At 36.7% G+C, this 25987-nt stretch carries 22 protein-coding genes and 2 pseudogenes; 9 read left to right on the forward strand and 15 right to left on the reverse strand.

The genetic code is table 11. The annotated features are described in order from the left end of the window. Positions 1-21: 21 nt before the first annotated feature. Entirely contained in the window at positions 22-1083 is a 1062-nt protein-coding gene (locus JFV29_RS07805) for a hypothetical protein (RefSeq protein WP_242486796.1), read from the forward strand. A gap of 177 nt (positions 1084-1260) precedes the next feature. Here JFV29_RS07805 and JFV29_RS30245 read toward each other — a convergent pair. Continuing rightward, positions 1261-1369: pseudogene (locus JFV29_RS30245) on the reverse strand (hypothetical protein); the annotation flags it as partial. Between the two features lie 279 nt (positions 1370-1648). Here JFV29_RS30245 and JFV29_RS07810 point away from each other — a divergent pair. Both JFV29_RS07810 and JFV29_RS07815 read left to right on the forward strand, forming a co-directional pair. Continuing rightward, complete coding sequence (locus tag JFV29_RS07810) at positions 1649-2236, forward strand: chromate transporter (protein ID WP_201182260.1); 588 nt, start codon at positions 1649-1651, stop codon at positions 2234-2236. Then, positions 2236-2790 (forward strand): chromate transporter, encoded by a 555-nt coding sequence (locus JFV29_RS07815; protein WP_201182262.1) that lies wholly within the window; start codon positions 2236-2238, stop codon positions 2788-2790. The genes JFV29_RS07810 and JFV29_RS07815 overlap by 1 nt, the downstream gene beginning before the upstream one ends. Before the next feature lie 36 nt (positions 2791-2826). Here JFV29_RS07815 and JFV29_RS07820 read toward each other — a convergent pair whose 3' ends face one another. Next, positions 2827-3303, reverse strand: coding sequence for an Lrp/AsnC family transcriptional regulator (locus JFV29_RS07820; protein WP_053344757.1), 477 nt, complete (start codon positions 3301-3303; stop codon positions 2827-2829). A gap of 899 nt (positions 3304-4202) precedes the next feature. Between JFV29_RS07820 and JFV29_RS07825 the strand changes: the two genes are divergently transcribed. From JFV29_RS07825 to JFV29_RS07835, 3 genes are read left to right on the forward strand one after another with little or no spacing between them, the layout of a single operon-like run. Beyond that, positions 4203-5594 carry a HAMP domain-containing sensor histidine kinase gene (locus JFV29_RS07825; protein ID WP_342366512.1) on the forward strand — a complete coding sequence of 464 codons (1392 nt, stop codon included), beginning with the start codon at positions 4203-4205 and terminating at the stop codon, positions 5592-5594. Next, on the forward strand, positions 5572-6249 hold the full coding sequence (locus JFV29_RS07830) for a response regulator transcription factor (protein ID WP_201182264.1): 678 nt from the start codon (positions 5572-5574) through the stop codon (positions 6247-6249). The genes JFV29_RS07825 and JFV29_RS07830 overlap by 23 nt, the downstream gene beginning before the upstream one ends. Before the next feature lie 5 nt (positions 6250-6254). Continuing rightward, the gene (locus tag JFV29_RS07835) at positions 6255-6806 is read left to right on the forward strand and encodes a TVP38/TMEM64 family protein (RefSeq protein ID WP_242486837.1); all 552 of its coding nucleotides are present in this window, start codon (positions 6255-6257) and stop codon (positions 6804-6806) included. A 210-nt stretch (positions 6807-7016) separates the two neighbouring features. Here the strand turns inward: JFV29_RS07835 and tnpB are convergent. The 4 genes and pseudogenes from tnpB to JFV29_RS07855 all read right to left on the reverse strand — a co-directional run bounded on the left by tnpB (position 7017) and on the right by JFV29_RS07855 (position 12766). After that, a pseudogene (tnpB, locus tag JFV29_RS07840) lies at positions 7017-8158 on the reverse strand (IS200/IS605 family element RNA-guided endonuclease TnpB). A gap of 396 nt (positions 8159-8554) precedes the next feature. Further along, positions 8555-9760 (reverse strand): metallophosphoesterase family protein, encoded by a 1206-nt coding sequence (locus tag JFV29_RS07845; protein ID WP_201182268.1) that lies wholly within the window; start codon positions 9758-9760, stop codon positions 8555-8557. A gap of 683 nt (positions 9761-10443) precedes the next feature. Beyond that, complete coding sequence (locus JFV29_RS07850) at positions 10444-11454, reverse strand: HD domain-containing phosphohydrolase (RefSeq protein WP_201182270.1); 1011 nt, start codon at positions 11452-11454, stop codon at positions 10444-10446. 19 nt (positions 11455-11473) lie between these two features. Then, positions 11474-12766, reverse strand: coding sequence for a globin-coupled sensor protein (locus JFV29_RS07855; RefSeq protein WP_242486105.1), 1293 nt, complete (start codon positions 12764-12766; stop codon positions 11474-11476). 534 nt (positions 12767-13300) lie between these two features. Here JFV29_RS07855 and JFV29_RS07860 point away from each other — a divergent pair. After that, positions 13301-14056, forward strand: coding sequence for a SurA N-terminal domain-containing protein (locus JFV29_RS07860; RefSeq protein WP_201182272.1), 756 nt, complete (start codon positions 13301-13303; stop codon positions 14054-14056). A gap of 56 nt (positions 14057-14112) precedes the next feature. On the opposite strand, the gene JFV29_RS30930 is transcribed toward JFV29_RS07860, so the two are convergent. From JFV29_RS30930 to JFV29_RS07885, 5 genes are all read right to left on the reverse strand, one after another. Further along, positions 14113-14307: an arsenic metallochaperone ArsD family protein gene (locus JFV29_RS30930; protein ID WP_207205127.1), complete on the reverse strand. Its 195-nt coding sequence runs from the start codon at positions 14305-14307 to the stop codon at positions 14113-14115. A 91-nt stretch (positions 14308-14398) separates the two neighbouring features. Next, entirely contained in the window at positions 14399-14818 is a 420-nt protein-coding gene (arsC, locus tag JFV29_RS07870; RefSeq protein ID WP_201182277.1) for an arsenate reductase (thioredoxin), read from the reverse strand. Positions 14819-14851: 33 nt separating this feature from the next. Next, the gene (locus tag JFV29_RS07875) at positions 14852-16150 is read right to left on the reverse strand and encodes an arsenic transporter (protein ID WP_201182279.1); all 1299 of its coding nucleotides are present in this window, start codon (positions 16148-16150) and stop codon (positions 14852-14854) included. 18 nt (positions 16151-16168) lie between these two features. Continuing rightward, a complete protein-coding gene (locus JFV29_RS07880; protein ID WP_201182281.1) occupies positions 16169-16516 on the reverse strand; it encodes an ArsR/SmtB family transcription factor in 348 nt (115 codons plus the stop codon). A gap of 573 nt (positions 16517-17089) precedes the next feature. Continuing rightward, entirely contained in the window at positions 17090-18478 is a 1389-nt protein-coding gene (locus JFV29_RS07885; RefSeq protein ID WP_201182283.1) for an aminotransferase-like domain-containing protein, read from the reverse strand. A gap of 115 nt (positions 18479-18593) precedes the next feature. Between JFV29_RS07885 and JFV29_RS07890 the strand changes: the two genes are divergently transcribed. Next, a complete protein-coding gene (locus JFV29_RS07890) occupies positions 18594-19373 on the forward strand; it encodes a PhzF family phenazine biosynthesis protein (protein WP_201182284.1) in 780 nt (259 codons plus the stop codon). A gap of 641 nt (positions 19374-20014) precedes the next feature. Here JFV29_RS07890 and JFV29_RS07895 read toward each other — a convergent pair. Beyond that, on the reverse strand, positions 20015-20203 hold the full coding sequence (locus JFV29_RS07895) for a hypothetical protein (RefSeq protein ID WP_201182286.1): 189 nt from the start codon (positions 20201-20203) through the stop codon (positions 20015-20017). 1192 nt (positions 20204-21395) lie between these two features. On the opposite strand from JFV29_RS07895, the gene JFV29_RS07900 reads away from it, so the two are divergent. Next, on the forward strand, positions 21396-21722 hold the full coding sequence (locus JFV29_RS07900) for an antibiotic biosynthesis monooxygenase family protein (protein ID WP_057219446.1): 327 nt from the start codon (positions 21396-21398) through the stop codon (positions 21720-21722). A gap of 266 nt (positions 21723-21988) precedes the next feature. Here the strand turns inward: JFV29_RS07900 and JFV29_RS07905 are convergent, their stop codons facing one another. The 3 genes from JFV29_RS07905 to menC form a co-directional block, all read right to left on the reverse strand. Then, positions 21989-23404 (reverse strand): SpoVR family protein, encoded by a 1416-nt coding sequence (locus JFV29_RS07905; protein ID WP_201182288.1) that lies wholly within the window; start codon positions 23402-23404, stop codon positions 21989-21991. A gap of 212 nt (positions 23405-23616) precedes the next feature. Further along, positions 23617-24696 (reverse strand): YkvI family membrane protein, encoded by a 1080-nt coding sequence (locus JFV29_RS07910; RefSeq protein ID WP_201182290.1) that lies wholly within the window; start codon positions 24694-24696, stop codon positions 23617-23619. Between the two features lie 169 nt (positions 24697-24865). Next, positions 24866-25975 carry an o-succinylbenzoate synthase gene (gene menC / locus JFV29_RS07915; protein ID WP_201182291.1) on the reverse strand — a complete coding sequence of 370 codons (1110 nt, stop codon included), beginning with the start codon at positions 25973-25975 and terminating at the stop codon, positions 24866-24868. Between the last annotated feature and the right edge of the window lie 12 nt (positions 25976-25987).

Raw genomic sequence — 25987 nt, forward strand, 5'->3', positions numbered from 1 at the left:
TGTTATGAACGAAAATAAGATTTGAGTCCAAAAAGACCTCTTGATTGGATAACATTTTCTAATTCAACTAACAGGTGGTTTACTTCATTTAGCGAGGATTGCTTTTTTCTTATAGAGCTAAAGGGACAGTTTAGCGAAAAAGAGGATATCCACTTTGTTTTGAAGAAAAAGACAGGGAAAAGCTTTATTAAAATCTATAGACTTGTTATTAGTGATAGATATTTAAATTTTGGGGGAATTCACTTGAAAATCATAGATACCATACCGTTTTTTGTAAATAACTATCTACCTTCTTTAAGATTTTTAAGGCACTATTACAATGAATATCCCGATGTATTTAAAGAATACTTTTTATATCATTGCAAAGACAATGAAGAAAGGCATAAACAATCAATATCAAAATATCCTCAAATTTTTTCAACCATAAAGCAAACTCACGAGAACATTGTACCTATCATAAATGAAATAGAGGAAGAATATTTTAGTATATATCAAGTATCCTTTCCAATTGAAGTAAATTTAATAGTTGGGGGCTTCGGTTCTAATGCCTATACATATCGTCAAATCATACCTAATATAACTTTTGCTTTAGAAAAATTATCACCAGAACCTAATCATTTAAAAACCATTGTTGCACACGAGTTTGGTCACGTTACACATAACATTATTTCAAATGACAAAGGAATTGACTGGACAAAAATTCAGTGGAACAGCCCTCTTACTTGGCTTTATCAGGAAGGAGCAGCTACACATTTTTCTAGGAGAACAGTACCTGATTTGCACCCTACTATTTATTTTTCTTTTAACGATGGGGGTTATGAGTGGTTGTCATTTGCAGAATCGAATAAACAAGATGTTAAACTGGGGTTTGCAAAAGATCTTGCTACTTGTACTCCCCAAGATATTTATCGTGAGTGGTTTTCTATAAATGGAGGGGAAAAATTTGGACATAGTCGACTGGGATACTTTTTAGGAGATATGTTATTCCAACATCAAATATCACAGTTAGGAGAAATGAGCGCAATTGTTGCTTGGAAGGAGCACGATTTTGAAGAGAAAATTAATAGCTGGTTATGTTATTAAAACGATTTATGAGGAATCATTCAATTGAATATATTAAGAGCATGTTTTGATCAAACTTTTTTTCAAAACATGCTCTTTCAATTTGTTCATTTATCAAGGTTCCTTGTATTAATTTGACCAATCTTTGTTTCAAAGCTACATGCTGTTCTCAACATACCGTTTATTACATTAAGAACCGACTGCCGCATCAAAAGCACTCCCTCCCGAGAATTTTATTCCCTGCCATCGATGCTAGATAATGAGGGCTTACCACCAAACTTTTCGTTCCAATTATGGATTTAGTCATGTAAGTCCCCTCTTTTTATTTATTTGAATTTTCAAAAAACAAACCGTAATTGTATATAAATTATTTCTTCTTCATACGTAATTTAAATTCGCCTTTTCTAGACAAAAAGATGATATTTTTTCGTTTATATTGTCTATTATCTTAATAAATACAAAAAAATCATTCATTTCGTAATTATTATTAAAATTATATGTACATTTTGAAACTAGTTTTGTTATTATAAATACATAATCATGGAAATTAATTCTTAATTTCAATACAAAAACAGGAGGAATCTTTGTGAAAAATCCATATACGGAATTAACTGTTGGGATGATGCGAACGGGGATTTTAGGATTCGGCGGGGGACCATCTGTAATTCCTCTCATCCGTCACGAAGCAGTTTCCCGTTATCATTGGCTCGACGATGATGAATTCGGGGACACCTTGGCGATCGCCAATACACTCCCAGGACCGATTGCCACTAAAATGGCAGCGTATCTTGGTTATAAATTAAAAGGCTGGCCGGGAGCCCTCGTTAGTGTGGCAGCTCATATATTACCTTCTTGCTTTGCGATGGTTTTCTTGATTGCGTTCATTAATGTTTTAAGTAATTCAGCCATAATCAGCAATATGATCGCTGCTGTAATGCCAGTTGTTGCCGTCATGCTTGGTCAAATGGCTTATGAGTTTGGCGAAAAGGCGGTAAAAGGTTTAGGAAAAGTACTCGGAATCACCTTTTTTGCGATTTCCTTTTTCCTTCTGCAGATCATATCCTTGCATCCGGGTATTGTCATTATGATTTTCCTTTTATATGGGGCGTTTCATTTTAAATTAAAAGATAGATTGAAAAATAAAAAGGTTGATAGGAAGGAGGAATCCGCGTAATGGGTCTTATTATCATCCCTATTGGTGTCGCTGTTTTTCTAGCGTTTTTCATAGCCAATATTCTTGGCTACGGCGGAGGTCCAGCCTCGATTCCGCTTATGTATGATCAAATTGTCACCCGTTACGGCTGGCTTGATAATACCGAGTTCTCACAAATGCTTGCATTAGGAAATTCACTCCCAGGACCGATCGCCACCAAAATAGCCGCCTATGTAGGATATGATGTATATGGCTGGCCAGGATTTTTAGCTGCATTGGCAGGCACCATCATCCCTTCAGCAGTGGCTTTGATCTATTTATTAAAAATCCTGCGAAAATACAAGCAATCACCCATCGTAAAAGGCATGTCCCTACTTGTGCAGCCCGTGATTGCGATCATGATGTTATTGCTCACATGGAATATGGCCGCTGATGCTGTCGGGTCCATCGGTTACATCCATTCCTTTATCATCGCAGGATTGGCCTTCTTAGCTTTAGGCAAGTTCAAAATTCACCCAGCATTCGTGATCATTCTTGCCTTTGCATACGGCGGTTTTATCATCCCTCTCACATAAATAATAAAATCCACCAAATGGTGGATTTTTTTTTTATTAAAGTTTCATTCCCATCCGGCTCTTATAACGTTTAATGAGAATTTGGCAATCAACGCTCACAACCCCCTTGACCGCATACAACTTTTCATTAAGAAAGCGTTCCATCTCTTGATTATCAGTAAAGATCCCATGCATATGAAGCTTGCTTGGACCAGTCATATGATACAAACTCGTCACTGCTGGTTCATTCTCTAGTTGATTGGCCACCGATTCCAAATATTTAGGCTCGACCTCAACATTAAAAAACGCAGAAACCTGAATACCGACCTTAGCTGGATTAATGACCGCAGTAAACCTTTCAATCACACCGTTTTCAACAAGATGATTAATTCTCATTTGAACCGCTACTCTAGAAAGTTCCACTTTCTTTGCTAAGTCCGTATATGAAATTCGTGCATCTTCATGTAAAATCGAAATGATTTTTTTATCGATCTCATCAACTTTTAAGCTGGGAATCTTAAAGTCCTCTGCCATCCTTTGTAACTCCTTTTCGATTCATTTATTCTATTATCGCAGAGAAAACCACCGGATCACAACAAAACTTGCCTTTTCCTCATCAATTTAAAACACCGATTTCCGATTCACAAAAAAACTGCCGATTCCTCGGCAGTTTTCTTAATAAATGATTAATAGCCTAATATCCCCATAAGGGTAATAAATAACGTTTGCACGATTAGAATAATTCCAACTTTAATGATGCAACACAAGCAACTCCTTCAAACTATTTCTTAAGAATAATAGTTTTCATACAATCAATCTACAGCAAAAAGGCTCCCAATTTTGGCGGACCCTTTTCAATAAGTATGTAATTAACATCAATGTGTGAACAAATGTGGATTTTTACAGACAGTCCCCCGCCTTATTCGAAATTTAAAGGTGGGGGTTTTACAACCTGCTCAACGTGGAATAAAAACTTATGAATACCCAATGCTCAATACTTCGTTTGAAAAGTTTTCGCGATATTTTTGTATTCCTCTTCATTGAGAATACCCATTTTTTTAAATAAAGCGGAATAAACCATTATTTTTCTTTGCGTACGGTTTGTACAACACATTTTAAATCAGCTCCTTTTTTTACATTCTATTCAATCACAATAAAATGTTTCCTTTATGCAAAACATTTTGTATAGACTAAAATATTATTTCCCGATTTCCTCGGAGTTTTATTTTCCAACCCTTTCTTGTATGGAAAGCTTATGGTCCCCCTTGCAACAATTTACACTTCAGATTATCGTTATTTAAGTAACTATGTCTCAGCGAATGTTAATTTCTACTTTATTAAACTTTGTAACGGGATAAGGTATATAAAAATCTGCATACTTTCTTCATACTTTTACGATACACTGTTCTCAATAAATAAGAAGGTGAATACACGTGAAAATCTCTTTTAAATTAGGTTTATGGATGTTTGTATGCATTTTCTTAATAGAAACTGTTTCCATGATTTATTTACACAATAAAGTAGTTCATTCTCGTATCAATCAAGAATTAGAATCACTAAAGTCACGTGGCAATAGTCATCGTGACGTGTTAGAAATCTCTTATGACAATTCAACTCTTCATCACATCGGCCTGATGGAATCACATACCGATACAGATGTTGTGATTACGAATACAAAAGGCGATATCCTATTATCGTCTGAAAAGGTCAATAGCGGAATGAAGAAAATCTTAAAAAAGGACCTCTCCCAAGTACCAAGAAAAGGTCTAATCATCCAATCAAGTTGGAAGGAAGAAAGATATATAGCCACCGTTACACCATTTAACAGCGATAAAGTAAATGAAGGCTATGTCTATATGTTCAAAAATACCGGAGATGTTGAAGATTTAATCTCTCAATTGAACAAACATTTTCTCTTTGCTACTTTATTGCTCCTTTTCTTTATGCTTATAACCATTTATTTTCTATCAAAAGCGTTGACTAGACCTCTTATTACGATGAAAGAAGCAACGACCAAATTAAGCAAAGGGAATTTTTCTGTATCTGTACCTGTACGTTCAAAAGATGAATTAGGGGAACTTGCACAGTCCATTCAAAGCTTAGCTAATGAGTTAAACTATTTAAAAAAGGAACGTAATGAATTTTTGGCAAGTATCTCTCATGAACTCCGCACACCACTAACGTATATTAAGGGCTATGCTGATATTGCACGGCGAAAAGATTTAGATATACCAGAAAGAACACAATACTTAGAGATCATCCATGAAGAGTCAAAACGACTAAACAGTTTATTAGATGAACTATTCAATATAGCAAGAATGGATGTTAATACATTTACGATTTCAAAAGAAACTGTCCCTCTCTCTTCATTCCTGCAATCCGTTTATGAAAAAGTGTTACCTGCTTTTACGAATAAAAATATACAATTAAACCTGGAGTGTAAGGATAATTTATTTATGGATATTGATCCTTCCCGTTTTGAACAAGTTCTTCTTAACCTACTGGACAATGCGCTAAAATACTCGAATGAATATACGGTCACTACTATCAAAGCCATTGAATCAATTGGCAGTATTTCCATCTCTATAATAGATCAAGGAGTAGGAATTCCGAAAGCAGACATCCCCCATGTTTTTGATCGTTTATACCGTGTTGAGAAATCACGCGCGAGAGCTACTGGCGGATTTGGTTTGGGGCTCTCTATTGTTAAGCAATTAGTGGAAGTTCAAGGAGGAACCATTTCAGTTAAAAGTAGTATAGAGCAAGGTACGTGCTTCACTATTATATTTAAGGAGAAAAAAAATGAAGACAGTAGTTCTAGTTGATGATGAAAAGAGAATGCTTGATCTTATAGAATTATATCTTTCACCTCACGGCTATACATGCATGAAGAAGAACTCTGGACATGAAGCGCTTTTGTTCTTAAGGGAAAATCAGGCTGACTTGGTCATTCTAGATGTGATGATGCCTGAAATGGATGGATGGGAAACGTGTGAAAAAATCCGAGCGTTTTCTGATGTTCCCATTATCATGCTCACCGCTCGTGATGCGGCAGAAGAAATGGTAAAAGGATTAAAAAAGGGAGCCGACGATTATGTAACTAAACCTTTTAATGAAGACGTTTTACTTGCTAGAATCGAAGCTGTGACGCGACGGGTCCGCAATCATCCAGCGGGATATGTAAAATTTAACGGAATAACTTTAAATGAATCTGCTTATGAAGCGCATTATCAATTTAAGGCCATCCCGTTAACACCAAAAGAGTTCTCTATGTTAGGGTTACTTCTAAAATACCCTAACAAAGTGTACTCTAGAGATCATCTGCTATCGACCATATGGGGATTCAAAACGGATACAGAAGATCGGACCATCGATTCTCATATCCGAAACATTCGAGAGAAATTGCGCCATGTCGGTTTTCCAGTAGACCAACATTTGAAAACAGTTTGGGGTATTGGTTATAAATGGAGTTCTGTTTGATTGATATGGAGATCATTTCTGCAGCATTATTATCAAGTGGCCCATTTTCTATTGCCGTAAGTGTATTATTAAACATTTTAATTAGTGTACTTGGGTTTATTCCAAGTGTGTTTATCACTGCCGCCAATATCACTGTGTTTGGATTTGAAAAGGGATTAATTCTATCTTACATTGGAGAAATTGCAGGAGCAGTAATTAGCCTTTGGTTATATCGAAAAGGCCTTCAATCTTTCAAACCGAAATTCTTGAAGAACCGATGGTTAAAACAACTACAAAACTCACAAGGATGGCGTGCATTTTGGATGATCCTAATGCTTAGACTCCTTCCTTTTATACCTTCCGGCTTAATTAATCTTACAGCAGCAATAAGTAAGACGAGTGTCATAATCTTCTTCATCGCTACATCTATTGGAAAACTGCCCGCCCTCCTTATCGAGGCCTATTCAGTGACACAAGTGTTGCAGGCATCGGAGGATGTAAGGAATATTTTAATATTATTGATTTTGATCATCGTAGTCTTGTCTTACTTTAAAAGAGTTAAGAATAAAGAAATGTAATGAAGGGGACCATGTAAACAGAAAAAACCTGATATTTCCATTAAAAACCAAGGTTATGATGAATTGTTTTGATAACAAAGAGGGAATAAATAATGTCACATTTTAAAAGGTAAAATAGAAGGATAGTTGAACTACCCCCCACTTATCGACCTTACGGTCTGATTGAAGTGGGGGATTCCTAAGAACATTAGCCTATCGGCCAATTTTTAATTAGGCTACTCCCGTAGTTCCTACGGTTAGAAGCCTTATGGCTTCATTCATTAGATTGAGCCCTGCGTTAATATCTCGATCGTGGTGAGTAGAACAAAAAGGACAATCCCATTCACGAAGATTCAGATCTTTAACGTCTTTATTTTGGTAACCGCAGCTAGAACACAATTGGCTAGAAGCAAACGTTTTAGATACGGTCACGATTTGTTTACCATACCATTTTGCTTTGTATTCCAACATTTTTTTGAATTGGTACCAAGATACTTCACAAATAGCTTTAGCTAGTTTGTGATTTTTCATCATATTCGACAAAGTCTTCCATTCCAATAACATCGTGGTTTTTGATGATTTTGGTAGAAACTTTATGTAAGTAATCCATTCGGGCATTTGAAATTTTTTCGTGTAGGATAGCCACTTTTCGTTTTTGTTTTTGATAGTTTTTGGCTTCAGCCAATGGTTTATTTTGATTCAAGGCTATTTCTTGTCGCCTTGAAGGAATCCGTTGTGCTTTGGCCAATTTCTTTTCGACCGTCCGGAAGAATTTTGGATTTTGATAGACCGTACCATCTGAAAGAATAGCAAAGTTCTTCAAACCAACATCTACACTGCACGAACGATTATTTTTAGGAAGTACTTGTACATTGGTTTCCGCTAAAACGGAAATGAAATATTTACCCGAAGGGTTCCGCCTGATTGTGGTATTGATGATTCGCCCTTCGACTTCGCGGCTTTTAGCAAAACGAACTAGACCGAGTTTTGGCAATTTGATTTTGTTTCCAATCATTCCGATATTTCCATTCGTATGTTTAGTCGTGTAGGACTGGATAGGAATCTGCTAAATTTTCCACCGATTTCTGTAAGGCAATACTGTCTACTTCTTTCAGGAAAGAATACTCTTTCTTTAAAGCCGGGAGTTCTTTGATTGTTGCGTATTTATCCAGAAAAGAACCTTTCCATTCATTAGAGGGTAATTGGCCGTTCTGCTTCATTTCTTCACAAATATACCAGTAGGCATCTTTCTCCTTTTGTTTGCCTAAAAAGAAGTTAGAGACAAAACGGGAGCAGCCAATCGTTGTATTGATTAGAACTAGTTGTTCTTTAGTTGGATAGATTCGAAATTTATAAGCTTTGTTTACGACCATTGGTTTCACCCCCTTATAGTTATTATTAATCATCGAACATACGTTTGTCAAAAGATTACTTTGGCTTATGCCAACCGCCATTCATCTCCCCCTTACCGTTGGGCTCTCGCCCTTCACACGCTTGAAGAGGGAGTCTTCTGGCGGGAAATGATAAAAACAGAACTTAATCAGCTTTATCTATCCTTTTTTGTAGTATTACAAGATTATGATTTGACAAAGATAAATTAATATTTTCGTTATTCTAGATAATGACCCGATTGTCTAGTAATTTTCAGCTTGATAAATATAAATTAAAGAATTACTCCTTTATTTAACGATCAATCAATTGGCAGAAGTTGTTTAATGGGACAATTCTGTCCAAAATCAAGTAAATGCAATTAACTCTTTAAAACCGCTTTACCTTTTAATTTTCTTGTTGTTTTCTAGAGGCACAGGGTCAATACTCTGATCATTAGCTGTCAAGTCAATGCCATAGTCCTTCGCGAATACCATATGCGTTTCTACTAGAACCTCAGCTGTATTTTCATCTAGATTAAATACTCTGGCGCCCCGTAGTCTGTTCCTTTCAGCTCCCGGCAGACCATAAGCACCGAACCCCGTACTGCCCGCATACCCAAGCAGGATTCCGTAATAATTACCTACGTAAGTGTTTATATGATCATGACCGCAAAAAACGCCCTTGACATCGCCTCTCTCCAGCATCGCTGAGAACAGTCCCCCGTTGATTGGTCCCATACACTCTTCTTCATTTCTTTCTCCTACTATATTATGCTTTTTAACGGCAATCTCATGATTAGAGTCAGTTCTTTGGTCTACGCTCGCATACCACATAAACCTGTGTTCCCAAAGAGGAATATGGATGAAAGCGAGTGAAGGAATTTTTTTTCGCCATTTTCTCTCTAACTTCTTAGACGTCTCATAATACCAATTTACCTGATTAAAACGAAGCCAGTCCCACGTAGGATATCCTTGGAAATCTTGACCCGCTATGGTTTTTGGTGCATATCTTCCACTATCAAGAAGCCAGAGGTTGAAAGCTGCCTTTTTTCCTTTTGAATCCTTTATAAGTAAATTCATATTACCTGTCCCAGTAATACCTTCGACAGTAGGCTTGTTCATATTGTATTTATAAGAAAGATAGATTTTGAGCATGTCTTCCTCATCAAGACCGCCCTTCGGGGTAGAATCTTCATCATGATTTCCAAAGGTAATAGCCCACTTGATTCCTCTTTGTTCCATAGGATGTGCAACATTGTTAATGGCTTGCTTCATCTCCATAGGTGTATCGCATCCACCCGTAATAATGTCTCCATTAAGCACAACAAAATCAGGTTTTTCTGTATCAAGCACTTTCTCCATAAGCTGTAATGTTCTACGATCAATACGTTCATCATCTTGTGTATCATTAAATTGAACGATTTTTAATTTTCCATTACGATTAAATTGTAGAGAAATGTCATCTTTTTCTTCAGCGAGTGCTGTGGTGCTAAATAAATCATCTGAAAGTCCAGAGAATCCAAGTGTTAAGGCAAGTGTACTCATTCCTCCTATCTTAATAAAATTCCGTCTATCCAACCCTTCATGTGGTTCTTGATTCTTCATAAAAAATCTCCCATTCTCTTCTAGTAACTGTTTTATAGGGATAAAGCTATCGATTTCAATGGTGAGCATATAAGGATTACAAAAAATACGTGAAGAAAAACTATGTAGTTCCAATTCAAAAAACCATTACTATAAACAAAGTCTCCCTGTTTTTCATCGCAAAAACTGGATTGGATATTTATAGTATTACAAACTTACATTTTATTGAAGATCACCCTATAAAGTTCAGTTCTTACTTCATAATAAGGTGAAACTATTAGTAGAGTATTAACCTTATATGAAAGGTAAGTAAAGAAAACAATAGAAGAAGGAATGTCTGAGATATCAAAGATCCTTTCTAAATCTCTACTTATTCATCGATGAATACGTTAATAGATGGTGGATTTGAAGTTCATGTTTTCTAACCATTTTCCCATTTTTCGTCTATTTTATTAAAGTTTGTACCAGTACTAGTGGCATAGTCTTTATTCTTCATCTGAAATAGTAGCTGGATTTTTATAAGAAAGAAGTTGATCTAGAGGTAACTTTGGTATCAAGCATAACTAGTATTTCTATTTCTTAAGTATAGAATCTCTACTCTTTTATAGAGCCACTACAAAAAAACTGCCGATTTCTCAGCAGCCCCCTTCCGATTAATACCTTTTCTGTTACATACAATCCCAGGTATTTCTATATGTATCTTGTTATACAATCAGATCATTGCTCTTAAAATAGTCTAAGAAAGTCTCCGCTATGGATGGATCGAAATGCTTTCCCTTTTGTTCGTGTATGTAAGATAACGCTCGCTCCACTGGCCATGAATCTTTATAAGGTCTTCTGCTGATCAATGCGTCGAACACATCCACAATGGCTACAATTCTAGCTTCTAATGGAATATCTTCCCCTTTCAAACGATAGGGATATCCCGTTCCATCCCATTTTTCATGATGGTAGGTGATGATGTTTTCAGCCACTTCCAGACTGCTGATCATCTCATGGTTTATTTCCCTTGAAATCTTATTCAAAATATCAGCTCCCATTAATGGGTGCATCTCAATGATTTTCCGTTCGTATGGAGATAAGGGACCTGGTTTATATAAAATCCCTTCAGGAATCTCCGCTTTCCCGATGTCATGTAAAATACTTGCATGAGCAATATGGTTAATATAGCTTTTAGATAGTTCTAAATGGTTTCTTCGATTATGTGCCAAAACCAGATTCTCGGTTAAGATTTGTACTCTCAATAAATGCTCTTCGATGCCAGGATCTCGGATTTCGCATGAAATAGCAAGGACCTTTAACAATTCTCTCTGGTTCTCGACTCTTTTGTTTTCCGAAAGATAAACCCCTTCTTTCAATTGCTCCAATTCGCGAAAAACCCCAACAAAATACAGATGATTCTCTATATGAATCGGAGTGATTGTAATCGAGGAATGCCAAATATCTCCTGATTTCTTTCGATTGGTGAAGACCCCTGACCAAGGATTCCCCTTCCTTAATTCTCTTTTAAGGGACGTGTAGGTACACGGAGGTGTTAACCCTGACTTTAAAAATCCAGCCTTGAATCCAATGATGTTGTCTCTTGAATACCCAGTGGTTTGCTCATAATACGCATTAATATCAACAATGCGATGATGGTGATCCGTAATGATGACGGCATCCGCCAGCTTTAAATACCCCACCAATTCAAGTGGTACACTTGATTTAACTTTCAATGTCTATACCTCCATCAAATTACTTCATTTCTTGTGTAATCATGGTAAGGCTATCGGCAGATAAAGTTACTTCTTCAAATGCTTGACTTAATTCATTCACCACATTCACAAAGGAAACTAATTCATTTTCAATCTTGTCATTTTGGAATTTCGTTTCACCCATCGTTCTTAGTATTTGTTCAAAATGATTTTCCGTTTCTTTCATGCTTTCATTACCGTCTTTTACAGCCTCCCTAATGTTTTCGAGAGAGTGTGTTAATTTTCCAGCTTGAGCGTTCGTCTCTATGATTAAAGTGGATACGTTTGTTACTGACTTTTTAGTTTCTTCGGAAAGCTTACGAACTTCTCCAGCTACAACAGCAAAACCTTTTCCAGCGTCACCCGCTCGTGCTGCTTCAATTGCCGCATTTAGAGCTAATAAATTTGTTTGTTCGGCAATGCTTGTTACTATATTCACAATGACCTGCATCCTATTCGAAATTTCGAGCAATACCTCTACATCACCTGATATATCATTGACCGATTGATGGATATTCACCATCGTGTCATTTTGTTTGCTTAGCTGATTTTTCCCTTTTCCAGCTCGTTTTTCTGCTAGCACTGATAAGGCAGTCCCTTTGTTTGCAAGTGTAACAATTTCATGGGACTGAACCCTTAATTGTTGGAAGGATGCATTAGTCTCTTCGGAAATCGCCGCGAGGTTTTCTGAAGAATTTGCCACACGTTCCTTCATCCATTTTTTTTGCTCTTCGTCTTGTTCTCTCAATCTTTCCGTTTCAGAATCATACGCTTCCAGCACTAATTGTTGTTCCAGATTTAATAGTCTAGTTACAGCCTTTACAGCTAGAAAAGCTTCCACTCGATCTTCTATGTGTTCTTCAATGATAGTGGTAAGAGAAAGGAGAAGATCCTGAAAGGCACACATATACCATTTTGTTTTAAGTCCGATTTTGACATGAATCTGGGCAATCTGTATCCTTTTTTCGAAGTAGGTCTGATCAATAACGCCATCAAACATCTCGGAAATATGTTTTTTAAGGGTTTTTCTTAATCGATCAATCGAGCTCTTATCATGGATGATGGTTAATAAGGAAGGTTCATTTTCTAAATTTTTATAAAATTCACTTACGATATCATCAATTTTCTCAATGACAATGGGTTGTAAACGGTTCATGATTCGAAGATCCTCTTTAGTTAGGCTAATCATTTGCACTTGATTTTCAATCTCCGTCCCCCTAGGTATATCCAATTTAGCATTCCCTGCTATGTTAACTATGTTTTCTTTTTGTGAATTGAATCTCTTAAAAAACAATGAACTTCCTCCTGAACTACAATCTAATTACCAGGTATATAATACCATAAATAACTCAGATACAGTAGTTACTTATATCTATATATATGACAATTCAAGGAATTTTCACAAAGTTTTCTGTTCTATCAAATAATAATTCTGAAATAGCTAATTAAAACGTTTCATTATTAAGTAGGATATGAAACTTTTTATCAACTACTTAAATACAACCCCAGGCGTTTCTATATGTATCTTGTTATACAATCAGATCTTTGCTCTTAAAATAGTCTATGAAAGTCTCTGCTATGGATGGATCGAAATACTTTCCCCTTTTGTTCGTGTATGTTTGCCTTACTATCTCTTTTCAGCTTATTGAATCTATGAAGGGTAAATTGATTCAGTTTCCTAGAAAGTTGCACCTTTTATATGAGGTAATGCCTAAACTATCTTCCTGTTTTCTGGAAAAAAGAATGATTATATTGTGTTTTAAAGGGAAATTCATTTATAATTCGCATTAGATGATTTTTTAGTTTCGAATACGAGAGGAGAACGGATATGAAGAAACTATTGTACCCTATCGTTATTGGATTATTGGCAGTTGTTTTAACAGCTTGTGGTTCGAACGATGAAGCTGATAAAAAAAATGACGAGAAAGAAACGGCTAAAACAACTGAGGATCAGCAAAAACAGATGGAAGAATTGCAGAAGAAACTAGACAAGCAAAAGGTAGATGAAAAGAAAACAGTGGCCATCGTCAATGACGAGAAAATTTCAGGTGCGGAATATAATAACATGCTGTCTACGACACAAATGCAGATGCAACAATTGGGACAAGATCCAACCTCGAAGAAAGTAGCCGAACAAATTAAAGAGCAAACGATCAATTCTTTAGTGGGGCAAAGACTGCTGCTTCAAGCTGCTGAAAAAAAGGGCTACACAGCCTCCAAGGATGAAATCGAAAAGCAACTTGCAGAAATGAAAGGCCGATACGAGAATGATGAGAAATTTAATGAAGCGATGAAACAAGCAGGGTTGAATTTGGAAAAGTTGAAAACTCAGATTGCTAAAGATATTCCGTATACGAAGTACGTTGATAAAGAGATTAAAGTAGAAGAAGCAACTGATGAAGAAATTGAAAAGTATTACGACCAGGTTAAGGAGCAAGCGAAGGCAAGTGGGCAAGAGGCACAGAAACTTGAAGAAATGAAGCCGCAAATCAAGAAGCTACTAGAGCAACAAAAGAAACAAGAAAAGCTTGTGAAACATGTGGAAGAGCTTCAAAAAGATGCTAAGGTTAAGATTAAAATTTAATTAAGAAGACAGCTGCCGAATTGAAGTGAACCAAAAAAGTTAGACAGTTTATTTAATTAGGCAGCCTCAAAGGCATGAACCCGGTAATCTACCGGGCTCATGCCTTTTAATTTTCCCTTGATTCGTTGATGATTGTAGTAATGGATAAAAGAATAAACAGCTGAAGCCACCCTTGTTAATTCAGGATCAATACTTGGCCTGCAAACACCGGTTGAACAACACATTGACGGATCAAAGTTTTCAACTTTCATCACTAGCTCATCTCCCCTCAATATATAATCATTTACTCATGCTATGGATAAAACGAAAGCCGAGAGATCACTCGCGGCTTTTCAATGTTATTTATACGCCTGTTTTAGAGAAACGTTCAATTCTTGCTCCAATTTCATCACGAACACGTTGGAAAGTAGCCCATTTTTCTTCATCTGTTCCTTCCGCTTTTGCTGGGTCATCAAAGCCCCAGTGTTCCCGTTTAACATGCGGTGGCGTCATTGGACATTTGTCTGCTGCATCACCACATAAAGTCACAACAAAATCTGCATTATTTAAAATGTCAGTGTCGATGATATCTGATGACTGATTGGAAATATCCACTCCAACTTCATTCATTGCCTTTACGGCATTTGGATTTAACCCATGGGCTTCAATTCCTGCACTAAGCACTTCCCATTCGTTTCCTAAATATTTCTTGCCCCATGCCTCTGCCATTTGGCTTCTGCAAGAGTTACCTGTACATAAAAAGTAAAGGGTTTTTTTAGCCATATTGTATCTCTCCTTTTAAAGTAAAGTAAGTGTTTAATGAATAATGAGCAACCATATATATAAGCCAACTAATGTGATGAACAATGTTGGGATGGTTAAGATGATTCCCGTTTTAAAGTAGGTTCCCCATGAGATTTTCACGCCTTTTAATGAAAGGACATGTAGCCACAATAATGTAGCCAAAGAACCAATCGGTGTAATTTTCGGGCCCAAGTCCGAACCTATGACATTTGCATAAATAAGGGCCTCCCTAATCACTACTGTTGTATTGGTGTCGGAAATGGCAAGGGCATCAATCATCACAGTTGGCATGTTATTCATAAGCGATGAGAGAATGGCGGCAATGAAGCCCATCCCAATCGTTGCTGAAAATAGCCCTTGATCGGCGGTAACTTGGATTAAATCCGTTAATACATTTGTTAATCCAACATTTCGTAGGCTGTAAACCACTACATACATGCCAATTGAGAAAAACACGATTGCCCATGGCGCGCCTTTAATAACGGTTTTCGTGTTGACCACTGGGCTCCTTCTAGCCATCATTAGAAAGAAAATAGCAACAATACCTGCAATAATGGATACAGGTACCCTAATAAATTCACTTGAAAAATAACCAATAAGTAAAATTCCTAGTACTATCCAAGACAACCGAAACATTCTTTGGTCTTTAATGGCTTCCACTGGTTTTTTAAGTTGTGATACATCATAATTTTTCGGAATGCTTTTACGGAAAAATAGATATAAAACCAAGATACTTGCTACAAGTGCAAAAAGATCTGGTACAATCATTCTTGATGCAAACTCGGCAAAACTGATATTGAAGAAATCTGCGGACACAATGTTTACAAGATTACTTACCACTAAAGGTAGTGAGGTTGTATCGGCAATAAAACCACTAGCTATGATAAATGGAAAAATCATTTTATCACTAAACTTTAAGGCACGAACCATTGCTAATACAATCGGTGTAAGAATAAGAGCTGCTCCGTCATTTGCAAAAAAAGCAGCCACAAGAGCACCCAGGACACTTACATAGACAAACATCCTTACTCCATTTCCCTTGGCCGCTCTAGCCATATGTAAAGCCGCCCATTCAAAAAAGCCTATCTCATCTAAAATAAGGGAGATAATAATAATGGCGATGAAGGCGAGCGTTGCGTTCCAGACAATTGATGTCACGTCTATGACATCTGTAAAATCCACCACACCCACAAGTAAAGCTAATACCGCTCCGCCACAAGCTGACCATCCAATCGACAATCCCTTTGGCTGCCAGATGACAAGTACGAGCGTTAATAAAAAGATGATAATTGCCAAAATAACTGAACCCACTGAAGTAGTACCTCCTAGTTAGTCACAACAAATTCGTTTTCCTTGTGCTGTTAATTCTTCTACTTTAAATGCTTGACTTGGCAAGTCCTTGATAACGGTTTGAATAAATGAGTAATACGAAGATGTTTGGTTTAACGAGTAAAATATCCATTGTCCTCTTCTCGCTTCATTCACAATTCCGCTATCTTTCAACTTACGTAAATGTTGGCTGATAGCTGGCTGGCTCATATCGAACAAGTCCACAAATTCACAGACACAACATTCATGCTCAGACATGATTTTAACCATGGTCAAACGTGTTTTATCACCTAGAAGTTTAAGAATGCTCGCAGCAATTTCTATATCCGCAGCTTCATTCGTTTGCATTTTACCCCTCCTCAACTAATTGTTAAATAATTATATACTTATATCTTAAAAACGAAAAACTTCTACCGTCTCATTTCCTGATCATTATATAAGCATATTCTTATATATTCAAGTGAAAACTATATATCTTAAAATTTTTTACTTTAATCTTCTTGAAAGACCAGCCTGGTTTCAGATTGGTCTTCTGCTTTTATTCGCTACAAGAATTTTTTTAATTTCCAATTTCGCTAGAACAGGACTGCCACAGCACTCACAACTATTTCATCGATATCACCGATCGTGAATTCTTCTTCGTTTAGTTTTCTCACAAAAGTTATTTTATCGTTTGTTGGTTAAACTCCGTTAATATGAAATGGAGTTAGAATATTTATTCGCCCAGATTCCAATAATTGCTGAATTCTAATACCTAATAGAGTTGTATGGTGGGTTAGAAAACGACTGCTTGACGGCTCGTGGAGCCCTTAAGCTTCAAATTCGGTAATTTGTCCTTTTTCTGTCATTCGAGATGATATTTAACCACTTCTAACGTGAGCCAAAACACCGCAAGTCAGTTCCTTTAAAATACATCATTTTTCATTCGATATTTAGTAAGAAATTCTTAAGTATGCAAAGCCCTTTCTCTAATTCATCAGAATCCTTGGCCGATGTCAGCGAAATACGAATAAACTGATCGGATTTATCTTTTTTGACCAAAAAACGATGGGAATGATAAACATGAATACCATGTTCCAAAGCGTTCTGTTCAAACTGTTTCAGCTGATACTTTTGGCGCAACGGAAGCCAACGAAAGAAACTCAACGGGTTTTCGTTAGAATTTTCTTTTTGAAAATATTTTTGATAGAGAAGATTACGTTCTTTTGCAATTTCTTTCTTTTGCGAAATAATCTTCTCTGCACTGCCAGTATTGATCAACTCAGTTATAACTTCTGCATTTAATGAGGAGGTTTTTATATTGATATTGAAAATTCCGTGCGTGATTTTTTCGGCAAACTGATTAGCGTAGGCCAAAAATCCAACTCGCATTCCGGAGCTTAGTGATTTAGAGATACTTAAACTATAAACAAACCGTTCCGGTACAAAATGTGAAATCGGTAAATAGCCTTGCGGTGCGAGGAAAGAAAATATGTCATCTTCCATTAGTATAAGGTTGTGTTTATTTATGACCTTTGCTATATCTTTTCTTCGATTCATATCCATAATGATAGCAGTCGGATTATTACAGGAAGGAATTAAATAGATCCCCTGCAAATGATTAGCCCTGCATATGGCGTCTAACCGTTCTGGTAACATTCCAAAGGTATCTCCTTCTACTGGAACTAAATGAATATTAAGCATATTCGCCAATTCTATAAAATTAGGATAAGTATACGTATCCACCGCAATTTTATCCCCGGGATTGAACAGGGACATTAAAATCAGTGTAAGGGAATTTTGCCCCCCTGAAGTTATCGCGATATTTTCAACAGATATATCCATGTTAAAACGCTCCATCCACTTTTTGGCTGCCATTCTATGATAAGGCATGCCTAATGGGTGTCTGTAATCCAATAATTTTTCCAAATAATTTTTAGTGACAATTCTTTTAATCGTTTCTGCTACTAATGCATTTGAGCAATCAAGTGGTTCTATAATACCCATCTCTATGAAACTCTTATTCTCTTCGCTATCTGCCATGAAAATAGCATTTCCCACATTAGGAGCGACAAAGGTTCCACTTCCGGTAACAGCGTAAATTAATCCTTTAACTTCACATATTTTAAAAGCTCTGGTTACTGTACTAAGATTAATATCAAGATAATCTGCTAGTTCTCTTTGAGGCGGAAGTTTGGTATTAGGTGATAGGTAGCCATTGAGAATATCATATTCTAATAAGCTTGCAATGGATCTATATATTGGAGAAGCAAGCTGTTTCTTATCTGGTTTCCACGTCATGGGGTAATTTTCAAATGAATTTACAGGCATATTGAGCCTCCAGATAATTGTATTGCATACAATAATATCATTGAAAGCATACAATTACGATGATAAAGTAATTTTGTAAATATGAGTTTTAGATAAAGACAAGGAGGTTATTAGAATGAAATATTACGTGGTAGACGCGTTTGCTGAAAAAGTGTTTGAAGGAAATCCTGCTGGTGTCTGCATCATGGAAGAATGGTTGTCGGATGATACTATGCAGAAAATCGCTACTGAAAACAACCTTTCTGAAACAGCATTTGCTGTGAAAGAGGGTGAAAGCTACAGATTAAGATGGTTTACGCCGGCAGACGAAATTGAACTCTGTGGCCACGCTACTTTGGCAACGGCTTATGTAATTGCCAACTATTACGAAAATAATGTGGAGGAAATCAAGTTTCAAACAATGAGTGGTGAACTTGTTGTATTAAAAAAAGATGAACTTTACGAAATGGATTTTCCAAGCAGGATGCCAGAAGAATTTCCTCTAACAGATCAAATAGTCGAAGCTCTTGGTGTTAAGCCTATAGAAACCTATCTGGGCAGAGATTTGATGTTAGTATTGGAAAAGGAAGAGGATGTTCAAAATGCCTCCCCTGACTTTTCTAAGCTAGAAAAATTGCCGGATGGTTTGGGCGTTTCAATCACGGCGAAAAGTAATAAATACGATTTTGTTTCTAGATCCTTTTTCCCGAATCTCAAGGTGAATGAAGACCCTGTTTGTGGTTCTGCACATTGTAATTTCATTCCTTACTGGGCAAAACGCCTTGGTAAGAATGAAATGGTAGCAAGACAGCTTTCCAAACGCGGAGGAACATTATACTGCAAATCTTCGGGAGATAGAGTGAAAATCAGTGGGTCTGCAGTTTTATACGCTATTGCTGATCTACAGATACGTTGAGAAATGAGGTTAACTTTTTAATAGAAATGGAACGAAAAATCGAAGAATCCGATAGCTGGGCTATTTTAACTGTTTTACTTTGGGGATTATTCGTTTTTGACCAGTTATTTAGTTTGCTAGGTTTCATAATGTCAATTTCTATATTTTACCTCTAACACTAAGCTGACCACTATAACAAATATTGTGGTTGGTAATCCTCTTAGTAGAAATCTATATATTTCATTAGTTCAGTTATTCCTTTACATAGAATGGTTAGTTGATTATTATATTTTGAAGTAGTGCTAGCTGGAACAATCATTTTTCTCAATTAGCTACTGTAAAAAGCCTATATCCCTTTTACTTTATCTCTTCTGAGTGAATTACCCCTCTTTTTCCCAATGTCTCATTGCAGAAGTATTTACTTCAGCAAGCTAATTTTCGCTTTTTTGGTGTGAAAAAACAGTAAATGAAATCTAAGGTTAGCGCAGCGCATTGGACATTGTTGTCCAGCAACCATTTCCCACAGCTCGATCATGTCATAAAAAACGCAGCTTACACCCCCCCCATCGACTTCCTGTGTCCGTAGAACTCATCATATATTCTAGCGAGGGTTCGACTAATAAGCGATCGAGGAATGTTTTTATCGGACTAAAACCCCATATCTAGTTTCTCTTAACCAATTTCTCTATTAACCGACCAACAGGTATTGAAAAGAAGTCCAATGCTCTGTAAAAAAGACCACGAACGCATATGATTACGAAACCGATTAGCCCTGCTATCAGAGTAACGGTTATTAATTCGATTAAGTTGCCCGATGATTCTTGAAACATTTTCAACATCCATTCTTTCATCCCAAAGTCCCCCTATTTTACTTTCGATTCACAAATGAATAGCGAACTGTACGGAAGCATTAACAGATTGCTTTTAAACACCGTTGCAATAATAGTCAACGTTAGTTTTATTCTTTTCGAATAACTTAGTTAAACGGGTAATATCATCCCACTTGGCACGCACATATACATCTTTTGTTATCCATAAGTGTATGTATCTCCTCTAGCTTTCCATCCAGTAGTAATGAATATCGGGCGGGCTACTCTCGACATGGCATTGCGCCAAGATCCGTACATATAGCAAGGAAGCCCCCGCACTTGCATTTGCTGTTGTATAGCGATTCTCTAAACGTTTTAATCAATCATTCATATGATTTTTGAAAACGTCTGGGAACTACTTTTACGAGCTGCTAACGATAATCAGCCCCATAGTTTATATATTTCGTTGCTGTATTGTAGAGTATGTTCTGATTATTCTTTAGATTAAAATCTTTACATCAGTGTTTCAAAATCAGGCTTACATTGTTGATGATTTCACCGTCCAATATTGTTCCAAATGGAATATTTACATGGATTAATATGAAATTTAGTTGTGACCTCGAGCTCACTTATGAAATCATCGTCCTCGAAGGATATACTCTGTTTTGTTGCAATTAACATTGGAGAAATAAACAAAGTTACCACATCTAGTCCATCTTATCACTTCAAGCTCATTGATTTTATGGTAAATGTTGTTAATTTTTCCGAAACACTATTTTATATAAAAAGAAAAACACGGAAGAGTTATTCGCCCGTGAATTCCGTCCCCCCCATGTTTGGTTGTATGAATAGCCGTTGAAGTAAATTTCCAAATCGTGAAACATTCGGTAATAATTACAACTCCACTCGTAATGTTGTTTACCGTCCTTTGTGAAACGCCTTCTTTGTTACTATTTATTCAACAATAAAGAAGATCTATTCTTAACTATCACCAAGGGTTAACATAGTAATTTGTTCTTCACACATTAAAGAGCCTTGATGGTTTCTGCTAAAGGGGGTACCATGTTGTTCATATTTCGTAGAGATCATCTGGGGGAATAGTACATTCATTAGTTGTGGCAGCCTTTTTCTTATGCCACAAACAGGGCAGGTTAATTAAACAAAAATACCAGAAATTATGTTAAAATTCAGAAGATATAAATGTCTCAATATTAATTTATTAGGAGGACAAGAAATGAGTGGGATTGCAAAAACTCTTCAACCACCGTATTATGCAGTGATCTTTTCTTCACAGCGAACGGAAGGTGACAATGGTTATGGAAAAATGTCAGACAAAATGGAAGAGTTAGCTTCTCAACAGCAGGGTTTCTTAGGCGTGGAAAGTGCTCGAGATGAGGGGCTAGGAATCACTGTGTCATACTGGGAATCTCTAGATGCAATAAAGAATTGGAAGGAACATTCAGCACATAAAGTTGCACAAGACAAAGGTAAAACAGAATGGTATAAAAATTTCGCAGTTAGAGTTTGTAAAGTGGAGCGAGATAACCTTTTCGAAATGTAATGATAAATAAATATTGTACATCTTCAGTTAACGGGGACTTTACCTCAATTAAGGAGGTTGCTGCGGCAACCTTTTCTTATTCAACAAAAAAGGAAGAATCGCCTTACAAATAACGTCTTTTTTTGCTTTGAATCATTAAGAAAAAATCAGCAGGATAATTAAGTAACTTGGACACAGAGAAATCAAGACACTTCATCAGTGTGGAAAGTATTGAATTTTGAAACTAAACCAAAAAAACTGCCGATTACTCAGCAGTTCATTCTTCCTTATAAATACTTCCGATGAATACTTTTTCCATCATAGGAAAACAGGACTTCTTTTCCTTCCATGACCGATTCCATATGCACGGAACGTCCCCAGAGCTGATGGATATACGGCATGACTTTTTCAAGATATTTCAGGTCCAATTCAATACCCTCGTACCAATGTTTTAAGTAAAGTTCACCATTCCGCATGTAGTCGCCGTCATTTACTGTGATATATGGGAATCCTCCGTTCACTCTCATACTGACGAGCTGATCGCGAACTTGCTCCCACGCTTTGTCGACAATTTTATAATCCTTGCCCTGCTTCTGGAATAAATACATATCCTCCCGCATAACCAGGTCTTTCGTCAAATAATTGCGCAGAAAGGATATATCCGATTCAATTTCTCTGACTTCGAACATCTTTTCCCTACCGGATCCAGGCTTAACGCCAAGTCTTATCATTTCTTCGGTTGGATTATCATAGCGTTCTTCAATATCTTCAAGCACCTTCAGCCCAAGGTAATAAGGGTTAATGCTGGTTCGTGATGGTTGAACAACACCTGCATTCAATTTGGCAAATTCAATTGCTTCACCTGAAGATAAATCCAATTCACGGATAATGCGCTGATGCCAGTAGGATGCCCAGCCTTCGTTCATGATTTTCGTTTCGAGCTGTGGCCAGAAATACAGCATCTCTTCCCTAATCATTGTCATGATATCCCGCTGCCAATCTGCTAAATCCCTACTGTACTGCTCAATGAAAAGCATAATATCTTTCTCAGGCCTCGGAGGAAATTTTTTCCGACCTTTCACGTTAGATTTCTTTGGCTTATCCTTATTATCAAGGTTCCATAAATCATCGTATTGAGTCGCTGCAGGCTTTATTTCCTCTTCTTCTTCCTCATCCTCCATCGTCCAGGCAAGCTTTGGTCTCATAAGTGACGGATCGATATGTTCTTCGATAGCCAAAAGAGCATCGAGGAATGTTTCTACTTCCTTTTTGCCATGCAGAATTTCATATTCTCGAATTCTTTCTGCCGTGGCCGACATACTTTCTACCATATCTCTCTTTGTGTTATTGAAACGAACATTATTTTTAAAGAAATCACAATGCGCCAAAACGTGGGCAACAATCAATTTATTTTGCACAAGTGAATTGGAGTCAAGAAGAAAAGCATAACAAGGATTAGAGTTAATAACCAGTTCATAAATCTTACTTAATCCAAAATCATACTGTAGCTTCATTTTATGAAACTGCTTTCCAAAACTCCAATGAGAATAACGAGTTGGCATCCCATATGCACCAAATGTATAAATAATTTCTGAAGGACAAATTTCATAACGCATCGGGTAAAAATCCAACCCGAACCCAGTTGCTATTTCTGTAATCTCACTAATGGCATATTCCAGAGCCTTTTGCTCCGCTTCATTCATCCGATATCCCCCTTGTCTTCCGCCTTTATCCTAATGTATGAAAAAAAGGCGGAAAAATGCCGTAATCACGTTTAAAGGTTCATCGTTAATAGAAAAAAACATCTCCATAAAGCGAAGATGTTAGGAATATATTTAGAAATAAACTCTTTTTTCATTATCAATGTTATTTAATTCAGGGAACGATATTGTAATCAGTTAAATCCCCTTCACTTTTAATACTTCACGAAGTCTGCATTTACTGCTCTTTTTTTCGATTTTGAGCGAACCCAAGAAACAATAAGCGCTGCTATAATTACAAAACCTAAATATCCTGTAACTGGGTATACGGTTCCAACCAATTTAATGAATCCTACGAAACTAGCAAGGAAAGCCAGTATCCCTACAACAATTACTGAAATTTTGAAGATTTTTGTTTCGGATGGAACAAATCTAGCAGTAAAAGCATAAAGCATTCCAACTGAAGTGTTGTAAATCATCCCCAAAAGTACAATTGATAGTATATAACCCAACCATGGAGAAATTTGATTGGCTAATATTAGAGTGGGCATTCCTGCATCTTCAATGCCTTTTAAATCAGATATCATTCCCATATTGATCAAGAATAATAATATTCCTAAACCGATTCCACCTAAAATACCGCCCATACCTGCCTCTTTCTTATTCTTAAACGTACCACCCATTACGGCTAACATTGCAATTCCAGCAGCCATATTATAGGAAACATACAGTAATGAACCCATAATCCAATTTCCAGTTGCTGCTGTTTCTTTACTAGAGGAAGAAATGATCTCATTAAAACTAAGATCAGATGTAAAGAATGAGTAACCCGAAATAATAATCATGATGATAAATAAAAACGGTGTGACTGCACTAATGATAGACATAATTTTATTAACATTAAGTAAGAGAGTTCCAATGGTAAGTACTGTCATCACTACAGCTCCTACTACACTTGGAATGCCAAATTGTTCTTCAAAAATAGTGCCAGAACCTGCAATCATAATGACAGTTACACCAAATAAGAAAAACGTGATCATAACATCAACCACTCTACCTAAATAACGACCACAAATATGATCGATTATACTTTTATGAGAGCGTGTTTGAAGGGCACAGCCCAACTGTGTAACCTGCATACCTAGAAAAGCAAATAATACAGTTGCTACTATAATTCCCAATACACTGTAGATTCCAAAGCTCGTAAAGAATTGCAATACTTCTTGTCCTGAAGCAAATCCTGCTCCGATGATAATTCCAATATATGCACCTGCAAGATTTACACTGTTTTTCATATGAATTCCACCTTAATTAAATGATTATTCTGACAATTTAGTGTACACGAAACATTTCCCCATTCAATTCTACCCGTTTTTTTCATTAATAACTTTCCAGCTTCAGCGTTTTTACGATAAGGTTATTCACATCGCTCGCGAAGCTGGAATACTAAAACTGCTTAATTACTCATTTGGTATATCTTTTACTATAAGAAGTAAATTCATCGACAGTTGCGTAATCGACTTTAAAGCCAATACCAGCCGTCTTTGGAACAATAATGACTCCCTCTTCCACTGTAACCTCGGGTTGAATGATGTCTTTATGCCAATAATTTGCCGATGCTGCCGTATCACCAGGCATTGTGAAATTATCAAGTGTTGTTAATGCGATATTATGGGCACGTCCGATACCTGATTCCAACATGCCTCCACACCAAACCGGTACATTTCGTTCTTTACATAAATCATGAATTTTCTTTGCTTCCGTTAAGCCGCCTACTCTTCCGATTTTAATATTGATGATTTTGCAACTTCCCAACTCAAGAGCTTTTCGTGCATCTTCTACGGAGTGTATGCTTTCATCCAAGCAAATCGGTGTTTTGATTTGCGCTTGTAATGTCGCATGATCCACAATATCATCAGATGACAAAGGCTGCTCGATCATCATTAAATCAAATTGATCGAGTTGTTTCAGTAACTCGATATCTTTCAAACGATAGGCTGAGTTTGCATCTGCCATAATCGGTACATCAGGATATTGCTTGCGTACTTCCCTGATTACATCTACATCCCAACCTGGTTGAATTTTGATTTTGATTCTTTTATAACCATCTTTCAAGCCGTTTTCAATTTTCTTAAGTAAATCAGCTACTGTTTCTTGTATTCCTATACTTATGCCTACATCAATTTTATCCAGTTCTCCGCCTAAAGCTGTACTTAATGGGATATTCTTTTCTTTTGCGTATAAATCCCAGATAGCTCCCTCGATTGCCGATTTTGCCATATTATTTTTACGAATATGTGAGAACATTTCCGATACCTCACTCGGATGTTCTAATTCTTTATCCAACACAAGCGGGATCAGGAAATCTTCCAGCATAATCCAATTAGTTTTAATTGTTTCTTCGTTATACCAAGGAGCTCCAAACGCGACTGATTCACCCCATCCTGAAAGTCCCTCTTCATTTTTCACTTCCACTAGGATAAACTCTTTATCTACAAATGTTCCAAAACTAGTTGTAAATGGAGCAGTCAAATCCATATTCAAATGACGTAAACGCACTTCTTTTATTTTCATCTCTATTCTCCT

It is taken from the genome of Peribacillus sp. TH16, from assembly GCF_016651095.1.
In the GTDB taxonomy this organism is placed as follows: domain Bacteria; phylum Bacillota; class Bacilli; order Bacillales; family DSM-1321; genus Peribacillus; species Peribacillus butanolivorans.

Excerpts from the sequence above, each read along its gene's own strand:
- JFV29_RS07815 (WP_201182262.1), top strand. The coding sequence starts at position 2,236 with ATGGGTCTTATTATCATCCCTATTGGTGTCGCTGTTTTTCTAGCGTTT.
- JFV29_RS07820 (WP_053344757.1), bottom strand. The coding sequence starts at position 3,303 with ATGGCAGAGGACTTTAAGATTCCCAGCTTAAAAGTTGATGAGATCGAT.
- JFV29_RS07830 (WP_201182264.1), top strand. The coding sequence starts at position 5,572 with ATGAAGACAGTAGTTCTAGTTGATGATGAAAAGAGAATGCTTGATCTT.
- JFV29_RS07835 (WP_242486837.1), top strand. The coding sequence starts at position 6,255 with ATGGAGATCATTTCTGCAGCATTATTATCAAGTGGCCCATTTTCTATT.
- JFV29_RS07845 (WP_201182268.1), bottom strand. The coding sequence starts at position 9,760 with ATGAAGAATCAAGAACCACATGAAGGGTTGGATAGACGGAATTTTATT.
- JFV29_RS07860 (WP_201182272.1), top strand. The coding sequence starts at position 13,301 with ATGAAGAAACTATTGTACCCTATCGTTATTGGATTATTGGCAGTTGTT.
- JFV29_RS30930 (WP_207205127.1), bottom strand. The coding sequence starts at position 14,307 with ATGAAAGTTGAAAACTTTGATCCGTCAATGTGTTGTTCAACCGGTGTT.
- arsC (WP_201182277.1), bottom strand. The coding sequence starts at position 14,818 with ATGGCTAAAAAAACCCTTTACTTTTTATGTACAGGTAACTCTTGCAGA.
- JFV29_RS07880 (WP_201182281.1), bottom strand. The coding sequence starts at position 16,516 with ATGCAAACGAATGAAGCTGCGGATATAGAAATTGCTGCGAGCATTCTT.
- JFV29_RS07885 (WP_201182283.1), bottom strand. The coding sequence starts at position 18,478 with ATGCCTGTAAATTCATTTGAAAATTACCCCATGACGTGGAAACCAGAT.
- JFV29_RS07890 (WP_201182284.1), top strand. The coding sequence starts at position 18,594 with ATGAAATATTACGTGGTAGACGCGTTTGCTGAAAAAGTGTTTGAAGGA.
- JFV29_RS07895 (WP_201182286.1), bottom strand. The coding sequence starts at position 20,203 with ATGAAAGAATGGATGTTGAAAATGTTTCAAGAATCATCGGGCAACTTA.
- JFV29_RS07900 (WP_057219446.1), top strand. The coding sequence starts at position 21,396 with ATGAGTGGGATTGCAAAAACTCTTCAACCACCGTATTATGCAGTGATC.
- JFV29_RS07905 (WP_201182288.1), bottom strand. The coding sequence starts at position 23,404 with ATGAATGAAGCGGAGCAAAAGGCTCTGGAATATGCCATTAGTGAGATT.
- JFV29_RS07910 (WP_201182290.1), bottom strand. The coding sequence starts at position 24,696 with ATGAAAAACAGTGTAAATCTTGCAGGTGCATATATTGGAATTATCATC.
- menC (WP_201182291.1), bottom strand. The coding sequence starts at position 25,975 with ATGAAAATAAAAGAAGTGCGTTTACGTCATTTGAATATGGATTTGACT.